Origin of the sequence: Pseudomonas sp. 91RF (assembly GCF_003576265.1) — a bacterium.
In the GTDB taxonomy this organism is placed as follows: domain Bacteria; phylum Pseudomonadota; class Gammaproteobacteria; order Pseudomonadales; family Pseudomonadaceae; genus Aquipseudomonas; species Aquipseudomonas kribbensis.
Window position 1 is genome coordinate 92,002 of sequence record NZ_QWFC01000009.1, and the last position, 23,080, is coordinate 115,081.

The following is a 23,080-nucleotide window of genomic DNA, read 5'->3' on the forward strand; positions in this document are numbered from 1 at the left end:
ATCACAAGGGTCAGGCAGGTTCGACTTGCAGGGCAACCCGTTCACGGCAAGGGCATTCGTCCATATAGCGGTGTGCTTCGACAAACTCGTTGAACGGGAAGACCCGGGTCTTGAGCGGAAGCAGCACGCGGTCGGCCGTCAGCTGGTTGATGTCACGCAGGGCACGTTGCAGCGCGACGTGATCCTGGACGATGCCCAGTTCCGGCTTGCCGGTGAAGTTGCCGATGCAGTGCACGAAGAACTGGATGTTCTTCTGGAACGCTGCGCACGCCGGGAATGGCGTCTGGTTGCCACCTTGCAGGCCATACAACACCAGACTGCCGCGAGGTGCCAGCACATCACCCAGCAGCGACATCTGCGGGCCGCCGAGACCGTCGAACACGACGTTGACGCCGCGGTTGTCAGTAATCTTGTTGATCCGCATCAACAGGTCTTCTTCTTCGGTGACGATGACTTTCTCGGCACCCAGGGAAAGCAGGTATTCGCGCTCTTCAGCGGTTTTCGTGGCGGCAATCACGCGCACACCCAGCGCCTTGCCCAACTGGACAAACGATGGACCGGCGCAATGACTGGCGTCGGTGACCAGGGCAAACTGCCCGGGTTTGACTCGCGCCAGATCGACGTAACCGAAATAGGCGATCAACAGCGGCGTGTAATGCACGCTCGCCTCGATCGGGGTCAGCACGTCCGGATAACGGGTGAGCGCGGTACGTGGCAGAACGATCAGTTCGCCGTAGACCGGATAGTCATTGGGGCTCTCGGCCGGGAAGCTGGCCACCTTGTCACCGACGATCAGGTCTTCGACACCATCGCCAATGGCTGTGACCACACCCGCCATTTCATGGCCCAGACCCGAAGGCAGGCGAGCCTGTGACGATGCCAGGTTCTGACGCCAGAGCGTGTCATACCAGCTGATGCCGATCGCCTCGACACGCACCTGCACTTCGCCAGGACCTGGCTGAGCGGCCGCATGCTCTTCGCATTTGAGCACCTCGGCCGGACCAAACTTGTGAAAACGGATCGTGCGGGACATCGCAAACCTCGTCAAAGTAACCTCTAATGCCCTGAACTCTATCTGGGCTTTCCAGCCAAGACTATCAGTGGCTATTAATAGTCGACATGCCTGTCATTGATTCCGCAGTATGGCCAGCATTGAGCAAATCCATGAAAAAACTGCTGCATCCATCTCAGTAAAGCTGAATTACCCGGTGCAGAGTACCAGCCTTTCCCCGTAAGATTCATGCCGGCCATTGTTCTCATATGGTCGCTCTCGTCAAGCTTGATGACTCTGCCAGGACTCCAGATGAATCGTAATGACCTGCGTCGTGTCGACCTGAACCTGTTGATCGTATTTGAAACCCTGATGCACGAACGCAGCGTGACCCGCGCGGCGGAAAAGCTGTTTCTCGGCCAGCCGGCGATCAGCGCGGCGCTTTCGCGCCTGCGCGGTCTGTTCGACGATCCGTTGTTTGTACGCACCGGGCGCAGCATGGAACCTTCCGCCCGGGCGGTGGAAATCTTCGCCCTGCTCTCGCCTGCCCTGGACTCGATTTCGACAGCGGTCAGCCGCGCCGCCGAATTCGACCCGGCCACCAGCACCTCGGTATTCCGGATCGGCTTGTCGGACGACGTCGAATTCGCGTTGCTGCCCATGCTGCTCAAGCGCCTGCGCGCCGAGGCGCCGGGGATCGTGCTGGTGGTGCGCCGCGTCAACTACATCCTGATGCCCGGCCTGCTCGCCTCCGGCGAAATCTCCATCGGCGTCAGCTACACCACCGACCTGCCGGCCAACGCCAAGCGCAAGGTCTTGCGCCGCAGCCAGCCAAAACTGCTGCGCGCCGACACCGTGCCGGGGCCGCTGAGCCTGGACGACTACTGCGCTCGCCCCCATGCTCTGGTGTCGTTCGCCGGCGACCTCAGCGGCTTTATCGATGAAGAACTGGAAAAACTCGGCCGCAAACGCCACGTGGTGCTGGCAGTCCCGCAGTTCAACGGCTTGAGCACGTTGCTGGCCGGGACCGACATCGTCGCGACGGTACCGGATTACACGGCTGATGCGCTGACGTCTGCGGGTGGGGTTCGGGCGGAAGATCCACCGCTGCCGACTCGCACGTTTGAACTGCACATGGCGTGGCGTGGGTCGCAGGATAACGATCCAGGGGAGCGGTGGTTGAGGTCGCGGATTCAGATGTTCTTTGGGGATCCTGAGAGTCTCTAGGTTTTGTCGGACAGGCTGTTTAGCTGATCATTTTTGCCTTTTCATAGACCATGGAGGTCCATCCACTTCCAGTGGATTGCCACACTCGGGGGCATATCTGAGGGCATGCTTTGGATGGTTGGAAAAGAGTGCCCCCAGCCTGAAGTCCAACAGCCCCTTCTCGGAAAAGTTATACGCTACTGTTCCCAAACCGCCGTCGAGCGCTATCCGATCACATCAGCTTGTCGATTATTATTTTCTGGCCCCATGAAATACTGCCGGCTCGGTGCAGGGACGCGATACGATCCTCCCCCCGAATATAGCGGCATGACCCAAGCGTGACGGAGACCAACACGATCAATGAGCAACCAGTGTAAGCGTATGGTGAATTACCCTCTCGCTCTTATGGCCGGGATCGGGCAGGGGCTTAGACGTTGATCACCTCCACCCCCGCCCACAAATACCCAACCTCGCGCTTCGTCACAGAGCCACCAATCCGCGGCAGCGCCTTCACTTAGCGAACCTTTTTTTCACGGCCATGATCGAGAAATTTCGAGGCGCGAAGATCAATCACGATCGTCCTGCGCGAGATCCGAAAAGTCTGTGAGCACATCACAATTGATGCAGTGGTACATGCAGGAAGCGTCTTGGTAATGCATACCGCAAAAGCATCCACAAAACGGGCAGCACTCTTGGATCTCCAAATCACCCCATGCCCAGACGCCCATATATTCCGGTAATACGTCTCGCCCGTACCCCGTAATTTCGAATGCATCAGCATTTTTTGCTATGAATCCATTCTCACCTTCACCCATCAGGATGGGTAAGACGTCAGCAGGTTCGATCCGGAACCATTCTCCAATCTGCCTCTGTGGCGCGAGATGGATGTGGAGCTTCCTTTCAAGAGCCGCATCATTTTCTGAATGAATCCAGCCCATTACCTCCAAGGGAAAGGGGCTACCGGTCTGTAGCTGACCCCACCGGCGCGTTATGTCGCTAGCGCGCCCAATTTTAATGTGGATGCAATTGTTGGCCTGTACCTGGCCAATGAAATAGACCAGCATCGCATTTTTCTCGATAGAGGTGAGTCAGGCCAAAGGGGCTGAAGAAATCCGCTAGCCCGCCCTATGAACCTAAGGGTTTATCTTGCGGGTGACATCAAGCTTACGATGCATCAGCGATACCATCGTGAGAATGTCGAGGGCATCTTGCTCGGACATAGGCCAATCTATCTTCGTCGCATGCGCTAAAGGATTGCGGACGGCGCCGAACAGTCCGATTAGCAGATTCGCGAATCCCTTCTGCTCACTTTTTTCAGACTCGGTGGCCAGGGGCCCCACGGCAAGCACTGGGATTTGCCCAAGGAAAGCCTTTGTCACCAAATCGGCGCCATCACCATTCAAGCCCGACAGATTTCGGATTCGTGCCGCAATCCCCTTTGTAGCCTCAAATACGGCGTGGAAGTAATTTTCGCTCAACAGTTCTGCCCGGCAATATTTCACAACCTCCTCATGCACTGCTCGGGCTTCTAACGCAGCTTTGAGCCGACCTACACGGGCACGGGCCACATCCAGAGTGGTTGCCTTGTCCGCACGCCCGACCTTTCCATCATCACGCACATAGAATCCCGAGAATGCTAGGACAACGTTGAGCTCATCCCTGCGCCAAATAAAGGCCTCACGATCCCGGGCGTAGCTCACAGGATTCATAGCACTGTTGATGAAAAGGATGAGATGGTTCCCGACCTGATGTTGGTTTTGCATTTGTGCCAAAGCGTTGAACAAGCGCTTCCACTTGGTGTTGCTGGCGTCGGCGTCTGGAATGCGAATGTCTTGGAGGAGATATCCAATTTGATTGCCGCTCAAGCCACGTTCCGTATCAGCTAGAACACGACATGCAGCTTCTAGGTGTTGCGAACTAAAAGGTGGGATGCGGGTACTCAAAGCCAATCTCCATCGGTAAACACTAGAGTGCCGCTCGAGCAGCTGGGAAAAATAGCCCATAGGCCAATGTGTCGGATGAGAGAGCGCACGAGGTGCTAGCCCTCAATATCCGATCTGAGATTTTCCTCCAGATGCGCAACTCTGGATGTGCCCGGGATTGGGAATATGACCGGCGAGTAATTCAGAAGCCATTTTAAGGCATGGGTTGCCGAGGCGGGCTGGTCTCGAACCTCGCCGGTCGAAAAATACCTTCCGGCGCTCAAAGGCGCGTAGGGAATGAACGCTATTTCGTTCTGCTCACACCAGCGGATCACATCCTCGGAAAAGTTATCCAGGATGCTAAATTGATTCTGAACCGCGACGATGGGTGCAATCGTAATCGCCTGCGTGAGTTGAAGAATATCGACTTTCGACAAGCCTAGGCTTTTGATCTTCCCTTCTTGACGCATCTTCTCAAGCTCCCCGACTTGGTCAGCCAAAGGAACATTAGGATCGACACGATGCAAGTAATACAAATCTATCGCTTCGACGTTGAGCTGCCTGAGGCTCATCTCAACGCATTGGCGCAAATACGCTGGAACGCCACATGGCGCCCACTTGCCGGGGCCTTGGCGGGTGAAGCCACCTTTAGTCGCAATGATCAGGTCGTCGGCATAGGGAAACAACGCTTTACGAATTAGCCCCTCGGCCACATTTGGCCCATAGGCGTCAGCGGTATCGATGTGTTGCACGCCCAACTCCACCGCTTTACGCAGGAGCTGAACAGCTTCAGCTTCTAAAGCTGGTGGGCCCCATATGCCCGGCCCCGTGAGCCTCATGGTGCCAAACCCGAGGCGCCTAACCTGCTTTCCTGCCAAAAGTCCCGTACGGGCGGCGGTCATAAGTGCTCCAATTTTCGAAGGATTTGAGTGTGTAAGCTATCGAGAAGAGCATCTCGTACGTTAGGAACAAGCATCTGATGCTCGATCCCGAAGTCGCTCAAAATCTGGTGCAAATGGCTGTCGACGGACGCCCTGAAAGCCAAGTTGGTATCACGTCCTGGGCCGAGAGCAATGGAGCTATCAAGCCTGGTCGCAACGATCGTCGTGTAGCCAGGAAGCTGGCTGGTGATTAATGACTTGACTGCATCTACCTGGTGCATCGGCGCTGGTGTACCCCGATGCTCGATTGCGGCATTCCAATAGGCCACGGCATCGATGATCGGTCGATCGACCAATATCACCTCGGCAGCGTTAGCCGCTGCTCGTTGCGCCTCGAGCGTACGGTCGATAAACCACATCGTGGAGTCGTAGGTATGCTGAGTGAGTAGCGGGATACCTTGCTGTACCGCCAGCCTCCCGAACGATGGAATGGTAGCAACGCAGATGCCTTTGCACTCAAGTGAAACTTTAAGCGCTTCACAGAAGGTGGACTTCCCCGTGGAGTGGGTTCCAGTGACACCTAAAAGAACAGGCTTCACCATAGGCTTCCTTGCTCCGGGGGAGGCGATTGCTCGACAGGTTGCGTTTTGAGCTGCGCGATTTTGCAGATGTCCTGCCAAGTGCTGACAGCTGACTTTTCGATGAGATGATCAAGCAATAAGGCCGTCGCATAAGCATCATCTGCTGCTCGGTGGAGCTGGTCGGCGACCTTGTCGCGCAGCCCTGTGTCAATGAGCAATGACTCAAGCCGATGACTCTTGGCGTTAGGGTAAACGTGACGAGCAAGTTTCAATGTGTCGATGACCCCCACTGGCGACCATTCGGGCAAGTGACGCTTCATCACGTTATAGTCGACCGGCGCATTGTGCGCGACGAACCATCGGTTCTGCAGGTGCTGCTCGACGTCATCCATGATCTCAGCCCAGGATGGGCAATTTTCCAGCTCCGCGTTTTTAATACCGTGGATTCGCTGGGCCTGCCAAGTGATCCGGTTGACGGGCTTGATTAACCAAGACAAAAGCTCGCGGTTTTCAGTCGGTGGAAATGAGGCGATTCCCACCTCGACCAAGTCGGGTGGCGTATGCCCATTGCCCTCAACGTCTACGATGATGATTGGTTCAGAGGGCCAGGCGAAGTCTGTTTTTAGCATCAGAGATTCCTTGTTGCCTCGGCGCGGCCATGGCGCGCGTAGTGATGTGGCTTGTCAGAGTCGTGCACCTGATAGCCTAGGGAGTGCTGTAGATAGTAACGACGCTGTTCGTCCAGACCACGAACGACAATCGCACGGTCGTTCACCTGCGGATCCTCCACAGCACCCAGTTCGTGGCACATTCGATTGAGAGTCTGCTGATCTGGCTTCTTCCATGCCGCCTTGCAGATGGAGAATTGCGAGCTAGGGCAGGTAGCGCACAGTTCGGTGATGCCGAAGTGTCCGTTGTAATCGGGTTGCAGATGCGCATAGGCGACTCCGCAAGAGGTTTTGTGGAAGATCGGTGTCACCTGATTCTGCTCCCCGTACAACCTCAATAGCCTCTGCTCATCTTCCAGTGGGAGGAGCTTTCGCCTAGCCGTCATTTTGTATGGCTCAGGAATTCCTTGGCTCTGGTAAAACTCGGCTATCTCCTTTCGATAGAACAGCCCGCTAAATACGGTCGCGTGGGCATAGTTGGCGAGCGCCGCGGCCTTTGCAATGTGTTCTGACGAGTCGTTTAGCCCTGGAACGATCGGGCGCCAATACAACACCACTTTGTAGTGCCTAGCATGGCGGAACAGCATCTTCAGGCTGTTGGCAGCGATCGAAGACTTGATGGGTTCGATCTTCGGATCATCAATTCCTGAGTAGGTAACCAGCACTGTCAGCTTGATATTTCTGAGTGTATTGAAGCGCTCGCAATCGTCCTGAGATACACGCCATCGAGTAATCACAAGCACATTGTTGGTTAGCCCAGCCTCATCAAGCATACGAAGCAGATTGTGGGTATGACTCTTGACCTCGGGGAGCATCGGGTCGGTGGCCCGGTTGAACAACTGAACAGGTGTGATATGAGGCTGGAAATACCTGTGATTGATAAATCGCTGGAAGGCTTCTTCATCGCTCATCAGTGCCTGCGGAGTGCGCTGATCGAAATTCCCATAAAGGTGACGAACGCAGTAGCTGCAATCGAGTGGACAGCCAATGATGTGATTCAAGCTGAGCCCGCTTTTGCGGTACCCAACTGGATCTATGAGATTCGGGTTCGCGCTTTGTAACTGCGTCGAGTCGATGATTCGGATCTGGGATCTCACTGCAATTCTCCTTGCTTGCCATCGGATCATCAGATGGAGTGAGCGCCCATTTAGGGTGCCTACCCGTCCATCCTTGGTAGGTAATAATAATGGCCAAATGATAGCTTAATTTCTGAGTTCACGGGCAAGCCCAGCCCATATGGCTGAGCCAATAGTTTCGCTGTCCGCAGCATCCCACGCTTAAGCGCCCTCATGATGTGATCCAAGTAAATTGCGAACCCGGCGAAACGCACTGGATCAAAGGCCACTAGTAGAAAGTCTCGCAGCTCAGATAGAGCACTGCAGCACGCGCTTGACCAATTGCACGATGCTGGAAATGGCGCTTTGTTCGCTTATTTGCTGCTTTGAGGTCATCATTTGCACTGCGGACGACTTGAAGTGGACAAGACAGATGCTCGACCCGGTCAACCAGACATCGAGGATCGACGTCCCACTAACGATGCCGCCGGGGCTTTGACCGTAGAACTCTCTCGACCCATTGCCCCTGCTCTTCGCTTCCATCATTTGATGCTTGGTGACCGCTGCCCCGCCAAGTCAGCTCGCTCACTTCCTGGTCGAAGAGGGACTGGCCGAGAATCGAGGGCAGCGCGGTATACTGAGAAGAGGAAACGCAACAACGCACCGTTAGCGTCGCAGAGCATCACAAGGCTCAGGATGCTCACACAGCGGTTGCGTTGTCCATCCAAGCTTGTAGATCGATCAGCCCAGTTCATTCAGTCTGAGATGCAAGCGGTTAAAGATCTGATCGGACGTCCCTAGGTTTCGCCAGCCTCGATAACGTTGGCACGCCGTTGGCTGCGGTCCGAAGCGATCTGGCATTTCTCACAACAAAGCCCCCGAAGGGCATCAATGGCGCTTCTCAGAATTTCATGCAGAGTGCCAAGCATCATGCCCGGCACTCTTTTCATTTGAACTTTCAACAAGCCCCCAAGGGTTGGCGATACCATCATTACGCTTAAACGATATCAGAATCGTGTCGTTGCCTCGGTGCTCTCCAATGCATTGCCACCAAAACTTCTTAATATTTCGTTAGTACTGGATAACCATATTCCTAAAATATTGATGATTCATTATCTTGTGACTGAACAGACAATCGACAAACTCTCCACACTCTATCCCAATCTCGTTCACCATTGCACTAATAACAAATCTGTGCCTAAACCCATCATAAATCTCCTGATGCAGAGCCACAAAAAAATCTTGGAAATTTACATCTTGATAACACTCGGACAGGACGCCCGACTCATAATGGCACATCCTTTTAGATACACCGTATTCGTACTGAAATAAACCGTCCAGCCTTTCAAGTATAACATTCTCTATGTGTACCAGCTCATCTCTAGACACATCATGATTGCATTTGAAAGCACAGAACAAATAGTAATTAGGATTTGCTGAGCTGTATGACCTAGAGCCCAAGTCCCCCATAGTTATACCTATCTTGGCGAAGCGGTCATTACCTGCATCGGCCCCTAGATACAGCCATTTATCCACTGACGTAAAGTTCATCATTGTCTGCGTATAAACATGATCAAGCTTATAGTCATCAAACGAAATCGATTCATCCCAAGGAAATTTGTCTTTTCTCAAAATACCACCCAGTTCTTTAACGAAAAAAACAGCTTTAGTAGCTATTCCGACATACGGAGATTTTGTCGCCTATCCTGATCAAACTCGCAGGCGTTTCCAAGATCCTCAATCAGATGGGTTTGAGGTTCATCTTGGCTTCAAAAATCAGCAGATCGCTTTCCTCATTGTTGATCATCATGTTGATTAGGCGAGGGTTCACTTCGATCTCGCCGCCGAGCGTCGCACGCACAGTTTCGGGGTACCGTTCGAGCATCAGATCCGCCAGGCCATGGCTGTAGCCATCGCGGATGAGCTTGATCTTGGTGTCATCCGCAGTGCCGTATTTGATGAGTTTGTAGAAGCCTGGATCCAGGGCACCTACTCCATTCAGCACCTCGACGAACTTGAAGATCTTGTTGTCGAAGAAATCGTCCTCGTCCTTGAGGCGGACGATTGCCAGGTTAATACGCTCGCCGTCATCCTTTTGGGAGATCCTTACCCAGTTCTCGTACTTGCTGTCGCGATATTTGGTATCACCCCATTTACCCACGAACACATGATCGCTATGGCTAGTCTCGACCAGCTTTTTCCAGTACGCGAGCGTCTGTCGGATCGTTTGCTTGACGCTGAGTTTCTTCAGCTTCCAATCCAGGATCATGGCGTAAAAATTCCGGGCAGGCTCTTGCTTGAGACGCACTAGGTCGCTGTACTCTCGGCTGTTGTCAAAGTGATCGACGAACGATTTGGAGATCGCAAGCATCAGCCGGTCAACGGTGTTGATGACGCCGTTCGCCTCGATGCCTCGCCTGATCTTCCGTTCAATAGTCTCCTCCTCTGAGAACACGTCAATTTCACTGACATTGTTCGCGATGAGGAGCTTGCCCACCTGAGTGGTAACGTACCGACACTCTCGATCTTTAACCACGCCAGGATGCAGATTCTCAAGACGAGCCACGGCGTCGTCGTAGAGAACCGACACCTTCCCATCGATGATCTTGGTGGCTTCAAGCAGAACGTTGCTGACAGTGTCCTTGACCACCTTTGAGACGTTGACGGATTTATCGTAGAAAGTCTCAAGCGCTGCATTGTCGCGGGTGTAGCCATTTACGCCCAACAGGTAGATGCTGGACTCCAGCTTTCTCAACGCAGCCTTAGCTCCAGGCGCGAAGACCTCACTGAACCGGTTGACGCGTCCGACCAAGTTCTTGAATTGAGATGGCGTCAGCTTTTGCTTCCCTTTGAAAAAATCAAAGACGAAGAGTCGTTCTATCGGCAGGTTCACCCCTTCAAGAAGCGTGGAGTTGCAGACCAGAAACCTCATCTGCTTGGAGCTGCTGAACAGGTTCTCTAAGTAAAGACGGATAGTGTCGGGAATCGAACCATGGTGGTACATAACCCCTTTGCGCAGGCAGCCGATCAGTTTGTAGCGTCGGTCAAAAAGCTCTTCTAGCTCGGCACAGGCGGTCTGGATCAGCGGACAATCTACGAGCGGCAGCACGGCTGACAGTTCAACCGCAAATGACTCAATGCTTTTCTTCCTGTTGCCGTAAACGATGTTTTTGGACAGTGCTTCGCCTTTGATGAGCTCGAAGCAGTTGGCATACCTCCGATCGAGCTCCATCCAGTCATTTAGGAAATGGTCATAGAGCTTGAGCTTCGTCTGGCCACTCCTTGCCCTGAAATCCTTGATGTAGAAGCGCTCAGACTTGATGTACTCGTCGATCTTGAATCCGCTCGGGATCATGTCGAGAAAGCGCACACGGACATTGAGTTCATCGCATAGGAAGGGAGTCAGGAACTTGAATGATGTTCCCGGGTTACGAGCTCCCAGGATGCACAGCATGGCAGCCAGTAACTCACTTCTGCGGTCGCTCTGCAGCAGATTGTGGGCCTCGTCGACGAAGACCATATCGAAGCTTAGTCCGGCGTTTTCGTTCAAGAGCCTGTTGAGCCGCTCCTGGGTCAGGACAAATGCCCTGTTCTTGCGCTCAACCGAATACATCTCGGGGTGGGTCACCACCTTGCCCAGCCCCTCAATGTCCGCGTAGATCAACCGCTTTTTCGTCTGGGCCAGCAGAGCCTTAGAGGGCACGAGGATCAGGATCCGCTGCCCTGGATTTTCCCTCACCGATTGGATGATGAGCTCTGATTTACCGTAACTGGTCGGAGCAACCACGACTGACGACTTACGGTACTCCGACTGAACAAATGTCCGCAAGGCATCCTGTTGCTCAGTCAGCACGATGCCTTGATCGCGGAAGGTATCGATGAAGCTGCCCACGATGTTTCGGATGAACGACTCACTGCGGTGGTCATCCTCGGAAAAGTCGCTGCTGATCACTGCTGAGACAGGGTGCAGGCCATTGTTGAGTGCTACATCGTACAGCGCCTGGTACTGACCCGAAGCGTTACCGTAAAACAGGATAATGCGGTAGCCGAGACGCCGAATTTCGAGGGTCTTGTGGTTAAGGAGCAGCACGGCGATAGCCAAAAGTTTCACGATCTCTGTGTTACCCAGTTCATCTCCCTTGAGGAGTTGGAAATACAGATTCTTGAAATTGGTGTTGCCCAGCTTCCTGATAGTCAGCTCTTCCATGCTACTGCTCCGCCTCCTGCCTCAAGAACTCTTCCAGCTTTTCCATGGTGCCTTTGTGGAGGGACAGCACCCACACCGTTTTGAACACCGCTTCAGCTACCAGTTTGGTGGTGAACTTCGACACGGTATTTTCAGCGATAGCCTGGGACACTTCGCTGAACAGGGCAGAGACCAGAAACACATTGTTGTCCGAAGCACTTGCCCCGTCTTCTTCAGCCAAATCGCCTTCCATCTCCAAGATCTCAATAACCGAGTCCCGGTAATTGGCTTTGTTGTGGATCGCATTTTTCGCGGCATTGATCGCGTTGAGCCAGTGATTGAGCTCCGGCTCAGCCAAACGCTTCTTGAGGTCATCCCGAGCCAAACGCAATAGCGCACTTGTGGCCGAGCAAGATGTCTTGTCCGCCCCTCTGCCGCCCGACTTGACCTCGGTAATCCACACGTTGTTGGTTGAGGTCTCGTACAGGAGGAGATCGAAGCCCTTTCGGATGCTCTTCTCTTCCATATTGAAAAACGGGGAGACCACATCGAAGTCGGGGAAGAGCTTCAGAATGATGACGTGAGACAGGAGTTCACCCAGCATGCCAATCCGGGTTTCCCAAGTTTTCTTGGAATAGCGCTCGTTCCAGAAGTGCTTAATCGTCGCAGGGTATTTGTAGATCGCCCGGTCCTTGCTGGCCTGATCAGCGCCATGGCAGATACGGGTGAGGTTTTCCCTCAGCGCGAGCTTGAGCTCATCAGAAAAATTCTCGACACAACACAGGGCATACTGGTCTACCTGCTTGAAGCTCACGCCATCCATAACACTTCCCACAAACACTAAACCGCAGAATCCTCTTGCGGTTGCTGCGCGCGATCGATGATCCCACCCTGATTAAGGGTAGGCACCAGCTGAGCAGCTGTGCGCGCGAGTGAAATCTAGTCGGGGACGACTGATAGCGGCACTGTGCCAGCGTTACCGCAAGTTAGCGTGATTGACGGGAGCGGTAAACAGGATCGGAGACAATTTTTGGTGCAAATCGTCGGAGGTAGCGTAATAACTGTATAAATATCCAATTATTCGTAGGTCAATCAGCGTCGAACTGAAAGATACGTAGCACTGTAGACCACTCCATCCGACACCGCTGATCATTACCGACTGAGAGGTAAGCAGTGTGAGACCCCTACCCCCACTTATGAACTACTGAAAGCCATCTGAATCCATCTGGACTCTTCCGGAAATCGCCACTCGCGAACCTGATGCACTGGGGGCAAAATTGGGGGTACATTTGAATTTTTTCTGCCTAAAAGCACCGTCCTAGAGCCAAGTCAAAATGTTCTTCGGGGATCCAGACAGTCTCTGAGAGATCTTTCCGAAACCGCTTTGCTGTCGTTAGCCAAGCGGTTCAAAAACTCAAACAGAGGCCCCGGATCGAGCCAAGCGATAGACCGACAGACAGTAGATAAGCAGCGCCAACGCCGCCAACATCCCACCAACAACCCCGACATAAGCAAAACCAAACTGGCTCCCCACCCAGCTCCCCATCAGCGCCCCGCCGCCAATGCCGATGTTGTAGATCCCCGAAAACAGCGCCATCGCCACATCGGTCGCGTCAGGCGCCAGCACCAGAACTTTGGACTGCAACGCCAGACCGAAGCCCATGATCGCCATCCCCCAGAAGATACTCAGCGCGCACAGGTATGAGACTTTGCCGTTCAACGGCAGCAGCAACGCCAGACACAACGCGAGCAACGACACGGCAACGATCAGAAAGCGCTGCGGGCTGTACCGGTGCAGCCAGCTGAACAGCAGCGATCCAACAATCCCCGCGCCGCCGAATAACAGCAGGATCAGCGTGACCGTCTCGCCACTCATGCCCGCCACCACCTGAACGAAAGGCTCGATGTAGCTGTAGGCGGTGAAGTGAGCTGTCACGACCATGGCCGTCAGGAAATAGATCGCCATCAGCGCCGGTCGCTTCAACAATAAGGGCAGGCTTTTCAGTGATCCCGAGTTCTGGCTCGGTAACAACGGCAAGACCCTCGCCAGCCAGAACACCAGCGTAGCCGCCAAGACTGCAATCGCGATGAAGGTGGTTCGCCAGCCCATCGCCTCGCCCAGTATCCGGCCGAGGGGAATACCGAGCACCATCGCCAGGGAAGTGCCGGTCGCCAGCAGGCCCAAGGCCTGGACCTGTTTACCGGGCGGCGCCAGGCGCACAGCCAGAGAAGCGGTGATCGACCAGAACAATGCATGGGATAACGCCACGCCAATCCGGCTCAGCAACAGGACGGCGAAGCTGGTCGCCACACTCGACAGAATGTGACTGACGATGAACATCGCAAACAGTACGATCAACAGCTTGCGCCGCTCGACGTTTCGCGTCAGCAGCATGATCGGCAGCGACGTCAGCGACACCACCCAGGCATAGATGGTCAGCATCAGGCCGACCTGAGCCGACGTCATGTCGAAGCTGCTGCCAATCGAACTCAACAGGCCGACCGGGACAAATTCGGTGGTGTTGAAGACGAATGCTGCCAGTGCCAGCGCAATGACCGCATACCAATTGCCGCTGGTGGTCGTCGTAGAGTTGCTCATTTGAAAGTCGCGTCCATCTGTCGGTTTTACGTACACCAATTGCCGGAAAGCCTCAGACGACAGGTGGTTCGATGGCGACTCTACTATAAAGAAACGCGGACGGGTTCATCGTGGGGGGAAACTCTCGGCGCTCGGGATACGGGCGTGCATCATTGGCTGGTGTAGCCTTTGAACCGCATGCAATCATTGGTCAGATCAATCTGTTTTTCGGCGATCACGATGCCATCCCCCACGGCGTTGCCCATGCCGTGCGTCTTGTCGTCTGCTGCCGGCGTCGAGTGGTAGCTGGCCGTTGCGGCTTTGGCCTGGTACTGGCATTCAGCTTTGTCGTGCTGGATGTCAGAGGCACTGGCGCCCGGCCTGGACCAATCATGAACAGAAGTGGCGCAAGCGCTCAAAAGCATCGCGAACAACGTGAAAATAATGAACTTCATGGCTTTCTCCATCGGGAAAAGGATTCTGATTGCGCTGTCTTGAATCACTTGCAGACGAACGTCACGTTGGCGACTTCATTCTCGGGATCCAGCGGCAAGCGAGATTGAACTTCAAACTCGCCGAGTTGCTTGCCCAGCGATGCACACTTTTTGTAGGCATTGTCCAAGGCCAACTGACGGGCGCCTGAGTGGGTGTGTCTCGATAGCAGAGCATTCGACGACGCCTGATATTCGTAGGGTCCGAGCCTCAAGTCGTGGGACTGCCAGATATAGTTGCCAACCAATGCGACAGCGCTCACAGCAATAATCATGTTGAGTTTCATGGCAGGCATCGGTCGCTGGACCTTTCATTCCTCATAACGCTCACCCCGTGTGGTCAATAGCGCGACGTTTGTGCGGGTCTGAATCGTTCAGATCGCCGTGATGGAATGATTGAGCAGTTCGGTACCGAGATGAAGAAAAACGAAGTATCTTTCAGTGCGGATTAGAAAAACTTAACGAGACTGGCGGCCATGCAACTCGATGCAAAACAGATGCAGGCGTTCCTTGCCGTCGTCGACAGCGGCAGTTTCGAAAAGGCTGCGGAACGGCTCAACGTGACACCGTCGGCGGTGTCGCAACGGATACACGCACTGGAAGTTCGTCTGGGCAGCTCGGTGGTGGTGCGCGGGCGACCGTGTGAGCCCACTCAGGCGGGAAGAAAGCTGATGCACTATCTTCGCCGTGCGACGGTGCTCGAAGAGGAACTCCTCAACGATCTCAACGGTGACGAAAAAGAGCATCTGCGGGTTGTCATAGCTGTCAACGGTGACACGCTGGCGACCTGGTTTTTTCCCGCACTGGCCGAGATATTCGTCAGCGAAAAAATCCTGCTCGACGTCGTGGTCGACGATCAGGACCACACCTATGCATTGCTGGAAAGTGGCCAGGTCATCGGTTGCATCGGCACGCGCTCACAGCCGATGCGTGGATGTTTTGCAGAATTGTTGGGATCAGTACGCTACCAATTGGTGGCGTCGCCCGCCTTTCAGGAGCGCTGGTTTGCCAAGGGGCTGACCCGCACGGCTGCACGCAAGGCGCCCGTTTTCGCTTATTCGCGCAAGGACACTTTACAGTCTGATTTCATGCGGTCGCGTTTCGGTCTGCAGGCAGATGCTTATCCAACCCACTATCTGTCACTTCCCGAAGCACGCCTCAAAGCCATTCGCCGTGGCCTCGGATACGGGATGGTGCCGTACATGCAGGTGAGCGACCTGCTGAAAAACCGGGATCTGGTGGATCTGGCGCCGGGTCATTTCACTGATGTCGAGCTTTATTGGCACGCCTGGGATCTGCAATCACCGCGCATGGAAATGCTCTCCGAACGTGCGGTACATGCCGCGCGACGCATTTTGAGCAGCAAAACATCGGTCAATCGCTCAACCATGCCGAAAAAGTGAACCGTTGCATTCGCGGCAACACAGATTTGTCATCGGTCATATTGATAGCCCCCTAACGAAAGGTGCATGCTAGAGGGCTTCGCTCGGTCTTATATCATTCCGAATGATAGTTACCTTCGTGTCATTCGATTCGTTTGCTATCTACCTGCCGAGCATCATCCGCCCATCTTCAATACATTGGCGGATGCATCCATGGAACAATCACTCAAACATTTGCGCTTCCCGTTGGCTCTGTTGGCCGTGATGGTGATGAGCGCCTGCGGCAAGACTCCAGAAACCGCCGCCGCCATGCCTGCTGCCAAAGTCAGCGTGGCCAAGGTGCTGGAACAACCGGTCAACGAGTGGGACGAATTCACCGGGCGCCTCGAGGCGCCGGAAACCGTTGAAATCCGTCCACGGGTCTCCGGCCAGATCGACGAAGTCGCCTTCACCGAAGGTGCACTGGTCAAGAAAGGCGACCTGCTGTTCCAGATCGACCCGCGTCCGTTCCAGGCCGAGGTTCGCCGCCTTGAAGCCCTCGTAGCCCAGGCTCGTGCCAACGCCACCCGCAGTGAAAACGAAGCCGGCCGTGGCGAACGCCTGCGTGCCAGCAACGCCATCTCCGCCGAACTGGCTGACTCGCGTACCAGCGCTGCACAGGAAGCACGTGCCGCTGTCGGCGCCCTGCAAGCACAACTGGATCTGGCCAAACTGAACCTGAGTTTCACCCGTGTAACCGCACCGATCAGTGGCCGCGTCAGCCGGGCCGAGATCACCGCCGGTAACCTGGTGACCGCCGACACCACCCCGCTGACCAGCGTGGTGTCCACCGACAAGGTCTATGCCTACTTCGACGCGGATGAGCGTGTATTCCTCAAATACACCCAACTCGCCCGTCAGGGTCAGCGCGGCGCAACCACTCCGGTGTACATGGGCCTGTCCAACGAAGACGGCAACCCACACCTGGGCCAGATGAACTTCGTCGACAACCAGGTCAACCCGAAGACCGGCACCATTCGTGGTCGCGCCGTGTTCGACAACAGCGACGGCACTTACACCCCGGGTCTGTATGCGCGTCTGAAACTGGTCGGCAGCGGCACCTACAACGCCATGCTGATCAACGATGAAGCGGTCGGCACCGACCTCGGCAAGAAGTTCGTGCTGGTGATGGATGGCGACAACAAGACCGCCTACCGCGCCGTCGAGCTCGGTCCGAAGATCGAAGGCCTGCGCATCGTGCGCAGCGGCCTGAACAAGGACGACACGATCATCGTCAAGGGTCTGCAACGGGTTCGCCCTGGCTCTCCGGTATCCCCTGAAGTGATCCCGATGGCCAGCGAGCAAACCATTGCCGCTCTCGCTCAACAACGACAAGCGCTGGAAGCCAGCAACCTGCCCAAAGTCGCACCTGCCAAAGGCGCGTCGGGATCGGTTGTGAAACTGGCTGCTGCGACCCCACGCGGTTAAGGGACGACAACTCCGATGAATTTTTCCCAATTCTTCATTTCACGGCCGATCTTCGCAGCGGTGCTTTCGCTGCTGATCCTGATCGCCGGCGCTATCTCGCTGTTCCAGTTGCCGATCAGCGAATACCCGGAAGTCGTGCCGCCCACCGTGGTGGTACGTGCCAACTTCCCGGGCGCCAACCCTAAAGTCATCGGTGAAACCGTGGCCGCTCCACTGGAGCAAGCCATCACCGGCGTCGAGAACATGCTGTACATGTCCTCGCAGTCGACCGCCGACGGCAAGATCACCCTGACCATCACCTTCGCCCTGGGCACCGACCTGGACAACGCGCAGGTGCAGGTGCAGAACCGCGTGACCCGGACCGAACCGAAACTTCCGGAAGAAGTGACGCGCATCGGTATCACCGTCGACAAGGCATCGCCCGACCTGACCATGGTTGTGCACTTGACCTCGCCGGACAAACGCTACGACATGCTGTACCTGTCCAACTACGCGATCCTCAACATCAAGGATGAGCTCGCTCGCCTCGGTGGTGTCGGTGACGTGCAGCTGTTCGGTATGGGCGACTACTCGCTGCGTGTATGGCTCGACCCGAACAAGACCGCTTCGCGCAATCTGACCGCTACTGATGTGGTTACCGCCATTCGCGAGCAGAACCGTCAGGTCGCCGCCGGCCAGTTGGGCGCGCCCCCTGCCCCGAATGCCCAGAGCTTCCAGCTGTCGGTCAACACTCAGGGCCGTCTGGTGTCCGAGGAAGAGTTCGAGAACATCATCATTCGCGCCGGCGACAACGGGGAAATCACTCGCCTGAAGGACATTGCCCGCGTCGAGCTGGGTTCCAGCCAGTACGCCCTGCGTTCGTTGCTGAACAACCAGCCGGCCGTGGCGATCCCGATCTTCCAGCGTCCAGGCTCCAACGCCATCGAAATCTCGAACGAAGTTCGCGGCAAGATGGAAGAACTGAAGAAAAGCTTCCCGCAAGGCATGGACTACAGCATCGTCTATGACCCGACGATCTTCGTGCGCGGTTCCATCGAGGCGGTGGTCCACACCCTCTTCGAAGCGCTGATCCTCGTGGTTCTGGTGGTGATCCTGTTCCTGCAGACCTGGCGCGCCTCGATCATTCCGTTGGTGGCGGTGCCGGTATCGTTGATCGGGACGTTTGCAGTGATGCACCTGTTCGGCTTCTCGCTCAACGCCCTGTCGCTGTTCGGCCTGGTACTGGCGATCGGTATCGTGGTGGACGACGCCATCGTGGTGGTGGAGAACGTCGAGCGGAACATTGAACTGGGACTCGAGCCCTTCGCTGCGACCAAAAAGGCCATGGGCGAAGTGACCGGCCCGATCATTGCCACGGCGCTGGTGCTGTGTGCGGTGTTCGTACCGGCGGCGTTCATCTCGGGCCTGACCGGTCAGTTCTACAAGCAGTTCGCACTGACCATCGCGATCTCTACCGTGATCTCGGCCTTCAACTCGCTGACCCTGTCGCCGGCGCTGGCCGCTGTGTTGCTCAAAGGTCATGACGCACCGAAAGACCGCTTTTCGCGGGTGCTGGACAAGATCTTCGGTGGCTGGCTGTTCCGTCCGTTCAACCGCTTCTTTGACCGCGCCAGTCATGGCTACGTCGGCACCGTGCGCCGGGTCATCCGTGGCAGCGGCATCGCTCTCTTCGTGTACGCAGGCCTGATGGTGCTGACCTTCTTCGGTTTCTCCAGCACGCCAACCGGTTTCGTACCCGGCCAGGACAAGCAATACCTGGTGGCCTTCGCGCAACTGCCGGACGCCGCGAGCCTGGACCGCACCGAAGACGTGATCAAGCGCATGTCCGACCTGGCACTGAAACAGCCGGGCGTGGAAAGCGCCGTAGCGTTCCCGGGCCTGTCGATCAACGGCTTCACCAACAGTCCGAACGCCGGCATCGTGTTCGTGACCCTGAAACCGTTCGACGAGCGCAAAGACCCGAGCATGTCCGCCGGTGCCATTGCCGGCGCCTTGAACGGCCAGTACGCCGGGATTCAGGAAGCCTACATGGCGATCTTCCCGCCGCCGCCGGTACAAGGTCTGGGCACCATCGGTGGTTTCCGCCTGCAAATCGAAGACCGGGGCAACCTGGGCTACGAAGAGCTGTACAAGGAAACCATGAACATCATTGCCAAGAGCCATAACGTTCCGGAACTGGCCAACCTGTTCACCAGCTACACCGTGAACGTGCCGCAGGTCGATGCCGCCATCGACCGGGAAAAGGCCAAGACCCACGGCGTGGCCGTCAGCGACATCTTCGACACCCTGCAGATCTACCTGGGTTCGCTGTATGCCAACGACTTCAACCGCTTCGGGCGCACCTATCAAGTCAACGTTCAGGCTGAACAGCAGTTCCGCCTCGAATCCGACCAGATCGGCCAGCTGAAAGTACGCAACAACAAGGGCGAAATGATCCCGCTGGCGACCTTCATTAAGGTCAGCGACACCTCGGGGCCGGATCGCGTGATGCACTACAACGGCTTTATCACTGCTGAAATCAACGGAGCCGCAGCCCCGGGCTACAGCTCCGGCCAGGCCGAAAAAGCCATCGAGAAACTGCTCAAGGATGAACTTCCGAACGGCATGACCTACGAGTGGACCGACCTGACCTATCAGCAGATTCTGTCCGGCAACACCGCACTGTTCGTGTTCCCGCTCTGCGTATTGCTGGCGTTCCTGGTGCTCGCCGCTCAATACGAAAGCTGGAGCCTGCCACTGGCGGTGATCCTGATCGTACCGATGACCCTGCTGTCGGCTATCACCGGCGTGATCATCTCCGGCGGCGACAACAACATCTTCACCCAGATCGGCTTGATCGTACTGGTGGGCCTGGCCTGTAAGAACGCGATTCTGATCGTCGAGTTCGCCAAGGATAAACAGCAGGAAGGTCTCGATCCGCTGGCTGCTGTCCTGGAAGCCTGCCGTCTGCGTCTGCGGCCGATCCTGATGACCTCGTTCGCGTTCATCATGGGTGTGGTGCCACTGGTGTTCTCCAGCGGTGCCGGTGCCGAGATGCGTCACGCCATGGGTGTGGCGGTGTTCTCCGGGATGCTCGGGGTGACCTTCTTCGGTCTGCTGCTGACGCCAGTGTTCTATGTACTGATCCGCAACTTCGTGGAACGCAGTGAAGCCCGCAAAGCGGCCAAGGCGCAGAATCTTCCACAGCAACTGGAGGCGCACCAATGAGTCTGAAAGTCTTCCTGCCGAGCCTGCTGGTACTGGCCCTGAGCGCCTGTGCAGTCGGTCCCGACTACAAGACCCCAGCCACGGAGGCGGCCAACATCACGGCCGCCACCGACGGCGCCGCCGGCCAGAAGAACTTTGACCGCTCGAAATTCGAGGGCATCTGGTGGCAGCAGTTCGACGATCCGACCCTCAACCAGTTGGTGACTCAATCGCTGCAGGGTAACCGTCAACTGCGCGTCGCCTTTGCCCGCTGGAAAGCGGCCCGGGCGATCCGCGACGACGTCAGCAACGATGCGATGCCGACCATCACCAGCCGTGCCAGCAGCAATCTGGGCAAGGGACAGATTCCCGGCCAGACCACCCAACGGGTCAACAGCGAACGCTATGACCTGGGTCTGGACATGGCCTGGGAGGTCGATCTGTTTGGCCGGATCCAGCGCAACCTGGAAGCCAGCGAAGCCGATCAGCAGGCTGCCGAAGCCGATCTGTACCAGCTGCAAGTCACCATGATTGCCGAGCTGGTGGACGCCTACGGTCAACTGCGTGGCGCCCAGCTGCGGGAAAAGATCGCCGTGGCCAACCTGGAAAACCAGCAGGAGTCGCGCAAGATCACCATCAGCCTGCGTGACGCCGGCGTGGGCGATCAGCTTGATGTCGAGCGCGCCGATGCCCGTCTGGCCTCGGTCGAAGCCAGCGTGCCGCAATTGCAGGCGGAGCAGGTTCGGCAGAAAAACCGCATCGCCACCCTGCTGGGTGAACGTCCGGACAAGCTGACCGTCGACCTGAGCCCGAAAGACTTGCCAGCCATTGCCAAGGCATTGCCGATCGGTAACCCGGGCGAACTGCTGCAACGTCGCCCGGACATCCTCAGCGCCGAACGCAAACTGGCTTCCGCCACGGCGCGTATCGGTGTGGCCAAGGCCGACCTGTTCCCACGGGTCAGTCTCAGCGGCTTCCTCGGCTGGACCGCCGGGCGTGGCTCGCAGATCGGTTCCTCGGCGGCCAACGCCTGGGCGCTGGGCCCGAGCATCACCTGGGCGGCGTTCGACCTCGGTAGCGTACGTGCCCGTTTGCGCGGTGCCGACGCCGATGCCGAAGGCGCACTGGCGACCTACGAGCAACAAGTGCTGCTGGCCCTGGAAGAGTCGGAAAACGCCTTCAGCGATTACGGCAAGCGTCAGCAACGCTTGATCTCGCTGATCCGCCAAAGCGAATCCAGCCGCAAGGCAGCTGATCTGGCTGAAATCCGCTATCGCGAAGGCACCACGGATTTCCTGGTTCTGCTCGACGCCCAGCGTGAACGCTTGAACGCCGAAGACAGCCAGGCCCAGGCCGAAGTCGAGCTGTATCGCGGCATCGTCGCGATCTACAAGGCTCTCGGTGGCGGCTGGCAACCGGAAACGGTCGCCAGCAAGTAACAGTTTTTTAAAGAGCTCCTTTGGTTGGCCGCAACCAACCAATTTTTTGCCCCGCGTATCATTCGGTCGCGGGGCTTTTTTGTGCCTGTCTTTCGTGGTTCTCCAGAACGGTGACGGTGGCTGTGGTACCTGCCCTGAGGCGATCCTTGCCCGCATAGTCGGAATCAATACCGATACGCACCGGCACCCGCTGTGCCAGCTTCACCCAGGTGTAACTGGGGTTGATATTGGCCAGCAATCGACTGCCCGGCGCGTTTTCCCGGTCGGCGATGGCGAAGGCGATGCTTTGCACGGTACCGCCGAACTTCTCACCGCTCATCAACTCGATCCGCACTCGGTCGCCCTCCTCGATCCGTGGCAGCTTGGTCTCCTCGAAATAGCCACTGACGTAGAACGAGTCACGAGTCGCTGTCCACCAGTGCCAGCAACGCACCGCCGGCCACAGCGTAGTCGCCCTGCCGGGTCAACAGATTGGTGACGTAGCCACTGACCGGCGATTCGACACGGGTACGCTGCAAATCCAGTTCCGCCTGGGTCAGTGCTGCAATCGCCAATTGCACGTTGGCCTCGGCCAGGCCGAGATTGGCCTGGTTTCGCAGCAAGTCGGCCTGGGCCACGGCCACGTCAGTGCTGGACTTTTCCCACTCTTCACCCGAAATCGCGAAGCCCTGTTTTAGCGTGCGCCTGCGCCGCTCTTCGCTCTCGCGTTGCTTGAGCAACGCCTCGCTGGCCACGATGGACGCCCGGGATTGACCCAGGGTGGCCTTGGCTACCTCCACCGAACGTTTGGCATGTTCAACCGCCAGACTGTAGCGAGCCGGATCGATCTCCAGCAGCAATTGGCCCTTCTCGACGTGTTGGTTGTCCTGCACCGCCAGACTGACGATGCGCCCCGAGACATCCGCCGACAGGGTCACCACGTCCGCCCTCACCCGTGCATCCCGCGTCCAGGGTGCGCGGGTGTAATGCTCCCAGGCGAACCAGCCCAGCACGATGGCCAGCAACACCACAGCCAATGTCGTCAATCGAGTGAGCAACGTCTTCAAG

At 56.4% G+C, this 23,080-nt stretch carries 17 protein-coding genes and 1 pseudogene; 5 read left to right on the plus strand and 13 right to left on the minus strand.

The features are described 5' to 3' along the window. Positions 1 to 10 precede the first annotated feature (10 nt). A complete protein-coding gene (locus DXT77_RS01530; RefSeq protein ID WP_119426356.1) occupies positions 11 to 1,033 on the minus strand; it encodes a zinc-dependent alcohol dehydrogenase family protein in 1,023 nt (340 codons plus the stop codon). A gap of 270 nt (positions 1,034 to 1,303) precedes the next feature. Between DXT77_RS01530 and DXT77_RS01535 the strand changes: the two genes are divergently transcribed. Then, the gene (locus DXT77_RS01535; protein WP_119426357.1) at positions 1,304 to 2,218 is read left to right on the plus strand and encodes a LysR family transcriptional regulator; all 915 of its coding nucleotides are present in this window, start codon (positions 1,304 to 1,306) and stop codon (positions 2,216 to 2,218) included. Positions 2,219 to 2,763: 545 nt separating this feature from the next. Here DXT77_RS01535 and DXT77_RS01540 read toward each other — a convergent pair. The 11 genes from DXT77_RS01540 to DXT77_RS01600 all read right to left on the minus strand — a co-directional run bounded on the left by DXT77_RS01540 (position 2,764) and on the right by DXT77_RS01600 (position 14,846). Next, positions 2,764 to 3,261, minus strand: coding sequence for a GIY-YIG nuclease family protein (locus DXT77_RS01540; RefSeq protein ID WP_119426358.1), 498 nt, complete (start codon positions 3,259 to 3,261; stop codon positions 2,764 to 2,766). A 69-nt stretch (positions 3,262 to 3,330) separates the two neighbouring features. Then, a complete protein-coding gene (locus DXT77_RS01545) occupies positions 3,331 to 4,062 on the minus strand; it encodes a TIGR02391 family protein (RefSeq protein ID WP_256662856.1) in 732 nt (243 codons plus the stop codon). A 173-nt stretch (positions 4,063 to 4,235) separates the two neighbouring features. Then, positions 4,236 to 5,021: an aldo/keto reductase gene (locus DXT77_RS01550; RefSeq protein WP_119426360.1), complete on the minus strand. Its 786-nt coding sequence runs from the start codon at positions 5,019 to 5,021 to the stop codon at positions 4,236 to 4,238. After that, positions 5,018 to 5,602 carry an AAA family ATPase gene (locus DXT77_RS01555; RefSeq protein ID WP_119426361.1) on the minus strand — a complete coding sequence of 195 codons (585 nt, stop codon included), beginning with the start codon at positions 5,600 to 5,602 and terminating at the stop codon, positions 5,018 to 5,020. The genes DXT77_RS01550 and DXT77_RS01555 overlap by 4 nt, the downstream gene beginning before the upstream one ends. Beyond that, on the minus strand, positions 5,596 to 6,210 hold the full coding sequence (locus DXT77_RS01560) for a 3'-5' exonuclease (protein ID WP_119426362.1): 615 nt from the start codon (positions 6,208 to 6,210) through the stop codon (positions 5,596 to 5,598). The genes DXT77_RS01555 and DXT77_RS01560 overlap by 7 nt, the downstream gene beginning before the upstream one ends. Beyond that, positions 6,210 to 7,346 carry a radical SAM protein gene (locus tag DXT77_RS01565; RefSeq protein WP_119426363.1) on the minus strand — a complete coding sequence of 379 codons (1,137 nt, stop codon included), beginning with the start codon at positions 7,344 to 7,346 and terminating at the stop codon, positions 6,210 to 6,212. The genes DXT77_RS01560 and DXT77_RS01565 overlap by 1 nt, the downstream gene beginning before the upstream one ends. A 1,699-nt stretch (positions 7,347 to 9,045) precedes the next feature. Beyond that, a complete protein-coding gene (locus DXT77_RS01580; protein WP_119426365.1) occupies positions 9,046 to 11,511 on the minus strand; it encodes a DEAD/DEAH box helicase in 2,466 nt (821 codons plus the stop codon). Between the two features lies 1 nt (position 11,512). Continuing rightward, positions 11,513 to 12,313, minus strand: coding sequence for a hypothetical protein (locus DXT77_RS01585; RefSeq protein WP_119426366.1), 801 nt, complete (start codon positions 12,311 to 12,313; stop codon positions 11,513 to 11,515). Positions 12,314 to 12,904: 591 nt separating this feature from the next. Further along, entirely contained in the window at positions 12,905 to 14,089 is a 1,185-nt protein-coding gene (locus DXT77_RS01590) for a sugar transporter (RefSeq protein ID WP_119426367.1), read from the minus strand. Between the two features lie 149 nt (positions 14,090 to 14,238). After that, positions 14,239 to 14,523, minus strand: a complete 285-nt coding sequence (locus DXT77_RS01595) for a hypothetical protein (RefSeq protein WP_119426368.1) — start codon at positions 14,521 to 14,523, stop codon at positions 14,239 to 14,241. A 44-nt stretch (positions 14,524 to 14,567) separates the two neighbouring features. Beyond that, entirely contained in the window at positions 14,568 to 14,846 is a 279-nt protein-coding gene (locus DXT77_RS01600; protein ID WP_147406977.1) for a hypothetical protein, read from the minus strand. 189 nt (positions 14,847 to 15,035) lie between these two features. Between DXT77_RS01600 and DXT77_RS01605 the strand changes: the two genes are divergently transcribed. From DXT77_RS01605 to DXT77_RS01620, 4 genes are all read left to right on the plus strand, one after another. Continuing rightward, positions 15,036 to 15,962: an HTH-type transcriptional regulator ArgP gene (locus tag DXT77_RS01605; RefSeq protein ID WP_119426370.1), complete on the plus strand. Its 927-nt coding sequence runs from the start codon at positions 15,036 to 15,038 to the stop codon at positions 15,960 to 15,962. Between the two features lie 192 nt (positions 15,963 to 16,154). Continuing rightward, the gene (gene mexE, locus DXT77_RS01610; RefSeq protein WP_085709792.1) at positions 16,155 to 17,408 is read left to right on the plus strand and encodes a multidrug efflux RND transporter periplasmic adaptor subunit MexE; all 1,254 of its coding nucleotides are present in this window, start codon (positions 16,155 to 16,157) and stop codon (positions 17,406 to 17,408) included. Between the two features lie 15 nt (positions 17,409 to 17,423). Next, positions 17,424 to 20,615 (plus strand): efflux RND transporter permease subunit, encoded by a 3,192-nt coding sequence (locus tag DXT77_RS01615; RefSeq protein ID WP_119426371.1) that lies wholly within the window; start codon positions 17,424 to 17,426, stop codon positions 20,613 to 20,615. Continuing rightward, entirely contained in the window at positions 20,612 to 22,033 is a 1,422-nt protein-coding gene (locus tag DXT77_RS01620) for an efflux transporter outer membrane subunit (protein WP_114882879.1), read from the plus strand. Before DXT77_RS01615 ends, DXT77_RS01620 begins: the two co-directional genes overlap by 4 nt. 58 nt (positions 22,034 to 22,091) lie before the next feature. Here the strand turns inward: DXT77_RS01620 and DXT77_RS01625 are convergent. Beyond that, a pseudogene (locus tag DXT77_RS01625) lies at positions 22,092 to 23,079 on the minus strand (biotin/lipoyl-binding protein). Position 23,080 lies beyond the last annotated feature (1 nt).